Origin of the sequence: Rhodopirellula sp. JB055 (assembly GCF_043100905.1) — a bacterium.
Taxonomy (GTDB): Bacteria; Planctomycetota; Planctomycetia; order Pirellulales; family Pirellulaceae; genus Rhodopirellula.
Window position 1 is genome coordinate 1 of the sequence record NZ_JBICHO010000401.1, and the last position, 7,940, is coordinate 7,940.

At 57.6% G+C, this 7,940-nt stretch carries 7 protein-coding genes and 1 pseudogene; 5 read left to right on the forward strand and 3 right to left on the reverse strand.

Going from position 1 to position 7,940, the window contains the following annotated elements:
- The 3 genes and pseudogenes from ACF8AM_RS15735 to ACF8AM_RS15745 all read left to right on the forward strand — a co-directional run.
- A pseudogene (locus tag ACF8AM_RS15735) lies at nucleotides 1-432 on the forward strand (hypothetical protein); the annotation flags it as partial.
- A 58-nt stretch (nucleotides 433-490) separates the two neighbouring features.
- Nucleotides 491-736 (forward strand): 50S ribosomal protein L27, encoded by a 246-nt coding sequence (gene rpmA, locus ACF8AM_RS15740; RefSeq protein ID WP_392556546.1) that lies wholly within the window; start codon nucleotides 491-493, stop codon nucleotides 734-736.
- Nucleotides 737-761: 25 nt separating this feature from the next.
- Entirely contained in the window at nucleotides 762-2,777 is a 2,016-nt protein-coding gene (locus ACF8AM_RS15745; RefSeq protein ID WP_392556547.1) for an ATP-dependent helicase, read from the forward strand.
- 225 nt (nucleotides 2,778-3,002) lie between these two features.
- On the opposite strand, the gene ACF8AM_RS15750 is transcribed toward ACF8AM_RS15745, so the two are convergent.
- The 3 genes from ACF8AM_RS15750 to ACF8AM_RS15760 all read right to left on the reverse strand — a co-directional run bounded on the left by ACF8AM_RS15750 (nucleotide 3,003) and on the right by ACF8AM_RS15760 (nucleotide 6,241).
- The gene (locus tag ACF8AM_RS15750) at nucleotides 3,003-4,493 is read right to left on the reverse strand and encodes a sulfatase (RefSeq protein WP_392556548.1); all 1,491 of its coding nucleotides are present in this window, start codon (nucleotides 4,491-4,493) and stop codon (nucleotides 3,003-3,005) included.
- A gap of 63 nt (nucleotides 4,494-4,556) precedes the next feature.
- On the reverse strand, nucleotides 4,557-5,633 hold the full coding sequence (locus tag ACF8AM_RS15755) for an oxidoreductase family protein (RefSeq protein WP_392556549.1): 1,077 nt from the start codon (nucleotides 5,631-5,633) through the stop codon (nucleotides 4,557-4,559).
- Nucleotides 5,630-6,241 carry a peroxiredoxin family protein gene (locus ACF8AM_RS15760; RefSeq protein ID WP_392556550.1) on the reverse strand — a complete coding sequence of 204 codons (612 nt, stop codon included), beginning with the start codon at nucleotides 6,239-6,241 and terminating at the stop codon, nucleotides 5,630-5,632. Before ACF8AM_RS15760 ends, ACF8AM_RS15755 begins: the two co-directional genes overlap by 4 nt.
- Before the next feature lie 138 nt (nucleotides 6,242-6,379).
- On the opposite strand from ACF8AM_RS15760, the gene mch reads away from it, so the two are divergent.
- Both mch and ACF8AM_RS15770 read left to right on the forward strand, forming a co-directional pair.
- Nucleotides 6,380-7,381, forward strand: a complete 1,002-nt coding sequence (gene mch / locus ACF8AM_RS15765; RefSeq protein WP_392556551.1) for a methenyltetrahydromethanopterin cyclohydrolase — start codon at nucleotides 6,380-6,382, stop codon at nucleotides 7,379-7,381.
- The coding region (locus ACF8AM_RS15770; protein ID WP_392556552.1) for a RimK family alpha-L-glutamate ligase at nucleotides 7,378-7,940 on the forward strand (563 nt) is incomplete at its 3' end. The genes mch and ACF8AM_RS15770, both read left to right, overlap by 4 nt.

The window sequence follows — 7,940 nt, forward strand, 5'->3', positions numbered from 1 at the left end:
AGTGATCGAAAGTACGTCGATCGGATTTTGCCCGCAGCCTTGGATCGAATCGCAATTCGCGAGCAAATCACCGCTCCGCTGCACAATTCCGTTGAAATCAGCACCGTCAAAATCCCTCGCACGACTGACGAGAATGCTCCCGGTGTCTGGGGAGTCGCGACTTGGGTGGATGTGGAACCCGGATTGGATTTCTTCTCAATCGACGTGTTCGGTTTGACGAATGCATTTGAACAGGACGGGGAAGGTGACGACGCACCTTATCGCCGAAAAGCGCTGACGTTGAATTTCTATCGTCCAGGCGATGGAATGGATCAAACGGAGGATCGCGTCCGGTTTGGCGTGCCTGCGTATTCGGATCCAGAAGAGCAAAAATACATGCTTGACCAATATGGGCTGGAACGACGACTTGATTACACGTGGACGTTCCGCTAATCTCTCGCCCTCTCAAAAATCTACAACCATTTTTCACTGATCAAAACGCAGAACTTCGATGGCACACAAAAAGGGTCAGGGCAGCAGCCGCAACGGTCGTGACAGCAACGCGCAACGCCGTGGTGTCAAGAAATTCGGCGGTGAAGCTGTTGTCGCCGGAAACATCTTGGTCCGTCAGGTTGGAACGAAGTTTCATCCCGGTGCCGGTGTTGGCATGGGCAACGACTACACTTTGTTCGCATTGGTCGACGGCAAAGTCCGTTTTGATCGCGAAGGTCGTCGCGTCAACATTGACGTTGCCTGATTGATATCTGGCTGAATCTTCTTCCTTGAGCACGTTTGATGTTGCGGGCCTGAACCCGCCACAAGCCGAAGCGGTGCAGACCTTGTCTGGCCCGCTCCTGGTGCTCGCCGGTGCTGGCACGGGAAAGACCCGTGTGGTGACGTTTCGCATTGCGAACCTGATCAAGCACGGCGTCCAGCCGAACCGTATTTTGGCGGTGACGTTCACCAACAAAGCGGCTGGTGAAATGCAGGATCGCGTGGCCGATCTGCTGGGATACAAAAAGCAAAAGCGGAAACGCGGTCAAAAGGCACCCCCCAAGCCTATGATCAGCACGTTTCATGCGCAGTGCGTGAAAATCCTTCGCGAACATGCGCCTGCGATTGGCTTTCCCGCGACTTTCGCGATCTACGACCGCAGTGACCAGGAATCGCTGGCGCGGGCTATCTTGCGCGAACTTCGTCTGCCGAACACGGCTTTGAAACCCAGCGACATGTTGTCGATCATCAGTGGTTGGAAGAGTGCGTCGGTCTTTCCGGACCAGGCGATGAGCATTGCCAGCACCGACAAAGAGCACTTTGCTGCGTCAGGGTATCGCCGTTACCAAAATGGTTTGCGTGCTCGCGGAGCGATGGACTTTGATGATTTGTTGCTGCACACCGAGACGTTGTTCAGTGAGCACACCGACATTCGCGACCGCGAAGCGAGCAAGTACGACCATGTGCTGGTCGACGAATATCAAGACACCAACGGCAGTCAGTACCGGATCACCAAGCACCTGACCGAGGCTCACCGAAACCTATGCGTCGTCGGCGACGATGACCAGTCGATTTATGCGTGGCGCGGTGCCGACGTGTCTCACATTCTTAGCTTCAGCAAGGATTGGCCGGACGCAAAGGTGGTTTGGTTGGAAGACAACTACCGCAGCACCGGGGCCATTTTGGAAATGGCCAACACGCTGATTGATTTCAACACGGTCCGTCACGACAAGGTTCTCAAGCCTTATCGTCCGACGGGCAAGCGGCCTCGCATTGTCCAGCACAAGGACGAGCAGGCAGAAGCGGAAACGGTCGTTCGTGAGATCAAGCACTTGATCGATAACGAACACATTCAGCCCAAAGACATCGCGATTCTGTTTCGCACGAATGAGCAACCGCGATTGTTTGAAACCGAACTGCGGAAGCACGATGTTCCTTACGTGATGTTGGGGAGCCAGTCGTTCTTTGATCGTCGCGAGGTGCGTGACATCGTGGCTTATTTGAAATGGATCAATCAGCCGGACGATGAGATTTCGTTGCTGCGAGTGATCAACACGCCCGCACGCGGGCTGAGCAACAAGTCGGTGAGGATGTTGATCGATCGCGCGGTTGCCAAGGGCATTCCGGTTTGGCAAGTGATGAACGACCCCGAGTCAGTCGCTGATCTGACGCCGGCCGCACTGCGAGGAATCGATCAGTTGAAGCAGTTGCTCGGCGATGTTCAGCAGCGGTTGTCCAACGAAACGATTCGCGAGGGTTTGGAGACTTTGTTACAGCGGACGGCGTACGCGGACGAGATCGCACGCTTGTACGATCAGCCGGACGAGCGTGAGTCGCGGATGGCATCGATCGGTGAAGTAGCCAACGCGGTCGCAGCATACGAAGACAAACACGAAGAGCCTGATCTGTCGGGGTTCTTGTCTGACATCGCGCTGGCCGGAAAAGAGATGGGCAGCGAAAAGGACAAACTGGCGATGAAGAACGCGGTGTGGTTGTTGACCATGCACGCGGCGAAAGGTTTGGAGTTTCCGGTCGTCTACATGGTCGGGATGGAGGATGGGATCCTGCCGCACAGTCGCACGTTGAAAGGTGGGATGGACGAAGACATCGCCGAAGAGCGGCGGCTGTGTTACGTCGGCATCACGCGCGCTCAAGATCAGTTGACGATGTCTCTGGCGTTGACGCGTCGCAAGTGGGGCAAGCCTCGCCCGACCAAGCCGAGCATGTTCCTGTACGAGATCACCGGGCAGGCCGACAACCCGAACAAGTATCGGAAGCGGAAACAGGGTGCGTCGCGACCGTAAGGTGTTGTCTTCAAGGTAGAAAAGCCACGGAGTGCCGGCAGTTGTTCAGGCCGTGTTCCCAACGGTCATCGCTCCGTGGTTGGTTGTCGGTACCGGGGCGTTTGAAAATCCGCGGAGCGGTGACAGGTGGCGGGCAGCGACGGGAGATGCATTGAAAAGGTGAAATTGAAAATTGAAAAATCCGGGCGGTGAAGCCGAGCCGTGCGGCTTCTTCGCCGCAGGTGCTCAGTCTTCAAATGGTTGCCAGGGTTGTTGCCCGTCTTTGGGTTGCAGGAATTTCGCGTCGACTTCTTTGTACCAGCGGTGAAGTTGGTCGCGCATTGCGGTCACTCGTTCGGGGTGGTGGTCAGCGACGTCGTTCAGTTCGCCGATGTCTTCGCTGAGGTTGTAGAGGTGGACTCGGCCGTCTTCGTATCGCTCGATCAATTTCCAGTCGCCTTCGCGAATGGCTCCGCCTGGGAAGCCGCCTTGGTTGCTGTAGTGTGGGTAGTGCCAGTAAAGAGCATCTCGGTCCAGTGATTCTTCGCCACGCAGCAGCGGTTGGAGCGAAACGCCATCGAGTTGTTGTTGCTGGGGCGCGGTTTGTCCGCAGAGGTCCAAGATGGTTGGGTAGAAATCGATGCTGCAAACAGGTTCGTCGCTGGTCGTCCCGGGCTTGGTGATTCCAGGAGCCCGGATCAGGAATGCCTCGCGGATTCCGCCTTCGTAGACCCAACCTTTGCCGCCTCGAAGGGGAAGATTGGACGTTGGCCAACCTTCGGAAGTGCTCAGCCCGCCGTTGTCGGAGGTCAGGATCACGATGGTTTCTTCGGTCAGGCCGAGGTCGTCAATTTGTTGCAAGACGCGGCCGACGGCCTGGTCCATCGCTTCCACCATGGCGGCGTAGGTCGCGTGGCTTTGGAGATGGCGGACGGGGCGCCCTTTCCCGTCGGGTTTTCCCCAGACCTTTTCTTCTTCGCCAAAGGCTTCTTGGTCGGTCAGTCCGAGACGTTCGGCTTTGGCTTTGTATTTCTTCACCAGTTCAGGCGGAGCCATCAGTGGCGTGTGGACACTGTAGAACGAAAGGTAGGTGAGGAACGGTTCGTCCTTGTGCTGCTCAATGTACTTCGAGGCTTCTTTGGCGAGTCGGGCGGGCAGGTGCTCTCCGGTGGTGTTGTCTTCCAAACGCGGGTTTTCAAACGGCGAGAAGTATCGTTTTCCGCTGTAGGGGCCACCGGCGTTGTGGCCGCCCTGGTTGACGTCGAACCCTTGGTGCTCAGGCCAGTATTCTTCGGAGGGGCCAAGGTGCCATTTGCCGGCGAAGAAGGTGGCGTAGCCGTTTGCCTTGAGTGATTCGGCCAGGGTGATTTCTTCCAGTGGCATTCGGTTGTTCAGCGGGGCGGGGCGGAATTTGCCCGGACGCGTGCCGGTGAAGAAATTGGTCGCGTCGACGCGAGAGGGATACTTGCCCGCGAGGATGCTGTACCGAGTGGGACTGCAGACTGGGTTGGCCGCGTAACCGTCCGTGAATCGCATTCCCGATTGCGACAGGCGGTCGATGTTGGGTGTTTCGTAAAACGTGTCCGGGTTGTTGGCGCCGATGTCCATGTAGCCAAGGTCATCGACCAGGAAGAAGACGACGTTGGGAGGCGAGGTTTCTTCGGCCAGACCGATTCGTGGCGTGGCAGCGACGCAAATCGAAAGCAATGCCATGGAAAGGAGAGATCGGGTCAACATGTCGCAGGATTCCAGGGGAGAGTTAGCAGAGGGGCCGCCCAACGTGGCTTCGTTCGATGAAGTCTAGTCATTCGACGAAGGCATGTGGTCGTCACCCACATGTTCCAGTGCCTCGTTGGTCATTCGTCGGGAGTACCCGGTGAGTTTGGCATGCCCAGGGCACCAGCCTTCGAGGAAGCGAACGAAGTCCGCCCAGGCGATCGGGTACAGTTTACGCCAAGATTTTTCCACTGCCGCGAATTCGATTGGTTCGATGCCGTGAGTTGACATTGCGTCTCGCAGAGATTCGAAGTAGGTCGCGAGATAGGCCGATTCGTTTCGCTCGCAATTCGATTCGCTGACGCAACTGCTGAGGAAGTACGCGACGTCCTTCATGCCGCACCCACGACCGACGTATTGGAAATCGACCATGGCAGGAGGTTGGCCTGCGTGAGTGGCAAAGCACATGTTGGCGACTTTTGCATCGCCGTGTACCAACGTTTGAATCTCACACTCGTTGAGACTGGCGTCCAGCGCAGCGGCGGCTTGTTTCAATGGGCCTTCTGGCATCGTTTGAAATTCATCGGGGCGGGTGGCCAAGTGCCAGTAGGTTCCGATGGGCCACAGGTCGTTGAAGGGGGCCGCTGTGTCTCGCGTGTGCAGGAATCGAGCGTGGAAATTGGCCAGCCATTGCAGGCCTTGGTTCACTGCCTCAGCGTTCAGGCTGTGGTGCCGGATCGGGTAGCCAGCTTGATTCAGATCTTCCAGGACGATGATTTGGCCGGAGGGCAACTCGGTTTGGGCGAGGCAGTTTGCGACTCGACAAGACGCGTCGCATCGGCTGGCGTGGTGAGCGTAGAAGGCCGACTCGACTTGATAGGATCGCAGTTTGCGGCGGTGAGATTGCGAGGTGTTCCAGCCTCGCGGGTGAGCGCCGCCCTGTTCGGTTGAGTTGGGCGGCGAGATCTGTTTGACGATGACGCTGGTCGCCGGTGGTGCGTTTGTGGATCGGTTGAGGTCCGGCCAACTCGGTTGTTTCAGCTGGACTCGCAGGATTTGTCCGTAACCGCTCCAGAGCGATTGGACATGCTGAACCTCTTCGATGGCTGAGGCCCCTGAGATGTCAAGCAGCCAGGCGGCCGATTCGGGTGGCAAAGTCAAAATTGATCCAAGACGGTGGTCGCTGCGGTGCGACCTCGATGGGTGCGGCTGATGTTCACGAAATCAATTTTGCCATCTTTGCCGATCACGATGGTGGTCGGGTAGGCGGTTTCGTGAGGGCTGTTCCAACGAAGCCCGTACGCGTTGGTGAAAGCGTAGTCTGGATCCAAAAGCATCGTGAAGGGGGACGGCAGCTTGGAGCCTTGGAGGAAATCTTTGGCCTTGGATCTGAGTGCTGCGGCGGGACCTGGGTAGATCAGCAGGACCTCGATGTTTCGTTGCCGGAAATGACGTGCGTGCTTGACCAAGTCGGCGACCTGGCCGGCACAAGCCGGACAATGGCTGCCCGGGAACCCGCGCAGGACCGCAATCACGACGGGGGCATCGCCTGTGAGGTCACTGAGTTTGACTTCGCCGGATCGTTTGCCTGCCACCGCCTCGAGTTGAAAGTCCTTGGCCAGTTGGCCGACCTCTGGGCCGGTTTTCCTTGTTTTGACGGTGGAATCTGCGGCGTTGGCGGAAAAATGTCCGAAAAGGCCGCTCGTGAGAGCAGCGGCCAGCATTGCAGCGGCCAGGGGCGTGGTCGCCAAGGTGGGCTTTAAAAACATCGTGTTGTCTCGTTTGGGGGCAGGGGCAACGGGCTTTGGCCCGCTCTACAGTTTAGGTTCAAAATGTGCGGGGTTGCGGTAAAGCGCAAGACTTCAGGGCCAATCGTCAATTGTGGGAGGGGGCGTTAGATTGGTGGGATGAATGCCGCTCGTTCCAATGATCCGCCCCGTTCCGTTTCCGATCCTGGCCTTTTCCGGATGGCTCACGACTGCTTTGAGTCGCTCTGGGGGGCTGCGGCGGAGCTGAATTGCGAGAAGTTGTCGATTGCCGGGGCTCGCGTTTTGGACGCGGGAATTCACTGCCGCGGGTCGTTGGCGGCCGGTTTAGGGTTGGCTCGACTTTGTTTAGGGGACCTGGCAACCGTTTCGTATTCGCCCACATCGTTGCAGGCTCCTACTGGACTGGCGGTTTCGATCCAAACCGACCATCCCGTGCGAGCGTGCCTGGGTGGTCAGTATGCGGGGTGGCCGGTTTCGGTGGGCGACTACTTCGCGATGGCGAGCGGTCCGATGCGATCGCTCCGCGGGAAAGAGGCGATGCTGGATCAGCTGCAATTGTCTCGGCCAGCAACCAAGGACGATTTTGCCGTCGGAGTTCTCGAATCAGCGACGTTGCCTGGTACGGAGGTGATTCATGCGATGACAGAGGAGTGCGGCGTCGATGCGAGTCGCATGTGTTTGGCGATTGCGCCGAGCTTCAGCATTGCGGGGTGTGCCCAAGTGGTTTCGCGAAGCGTTGAGACGGCTCTGCATAAACTGCATGCCTTGGAATTTGATATGACCCGCGTGGTGTCAGCTCATGGCGACGCACCCCTGCCGCCTCCTGCCAAAGTGGGTGACACAGTGAATGGCATCGGGCGAACCAACGACGCGATGTTGTATGGGGCTCGCGTGACCCTTTGGATGGATGCCGAGGACGATTTGATTGAGAGTGTCGCGGCACAGGTTCCCAGTGAGTCGTCGAAGGATCACGGCCAACCGTTCGCGAAAATTTTTAAACAGTATGATTACGATTTTTATCGTGTTGATCCAATGCTGTTCAGTCCAGCGCAGGTCACCATTCACTCGTTGCAGACGGGCAGGTCTTGGCGTCATGGCCAACTGAACCATGACGTTCTGCGAGAATCGTTTGGGCTATGAGTCGAGCAAATGTGTTGGTGCTCGGCGGTCGTGACGCGACGTCTGGATCATCCCGTTCCCAGCCGCTCGGCCGGGCTGCGACGCTGGGGTGGCATTTGAAGGAACTTCATGCCGCTGCGTCTCGTCACTCCGTGCGATTGCACTTTGCGGATTACGAAACTTTGCGAGGGCGTCTTCCTTGCCAGGGCGATCGAGATGCGACTCGGTCGGGCTCGACGGCTTGGTGTCAGTTGCACGATGGAACGGATTCCCGCGAGCGGTCCTTGTCGGAATTCGGTGCGATCTTGACGCGCACCATGCCAGCGGGTTCGTTGGAACAGATCACGTTTCGGTTGGCTGTGCTGCATGACTTGGTGCGAGCACGGGGCAACACCGGGGCGACCACGCTGATCAACCCGCCAAGTGCTTTGGAGCTTGCGATCGACAAGTATGCGACACTGGCTCGAGTTCAATCCCTGGGCATCTCTACCCCGGTGACCCACGTGGTGCAATCGCGGGCGGCTGCCATGCAGGCCTTCGATCATCTTGGTGGCGACGTGGTGGTCAAGCCAATCTTTGG

Coding starts and splice junctions, on each gene's coding strand:
- rpmA (WP_392556546.1), top strand. CDS start 491: ATGGCACACAAAAAGGGTCAGGGCAGCAGCCGCAACGGTCGTGACAGC.
- ACF8AM_RS15750 (WP_392556548.1), bottom strand. CDS start 4,493: ATGTTGACCCGATCTCTCCTTTCCATGGCATTGCTTTCGATTTGCGTC.
- ACF8AM_RS15760 (WP_392556550.1), bottom strand. CDS start 6,241: ATGTTTTTAAAGCCCACCTTGGCGACCACGCCCCTGGCCGCTGCAATG.
- mch (WP_392556551.1), top strand. CDS start 6,380: ATGAATGCCGCTCGTTCCAATGATCCGCCCCGTTCCGTTTCCGATCCT.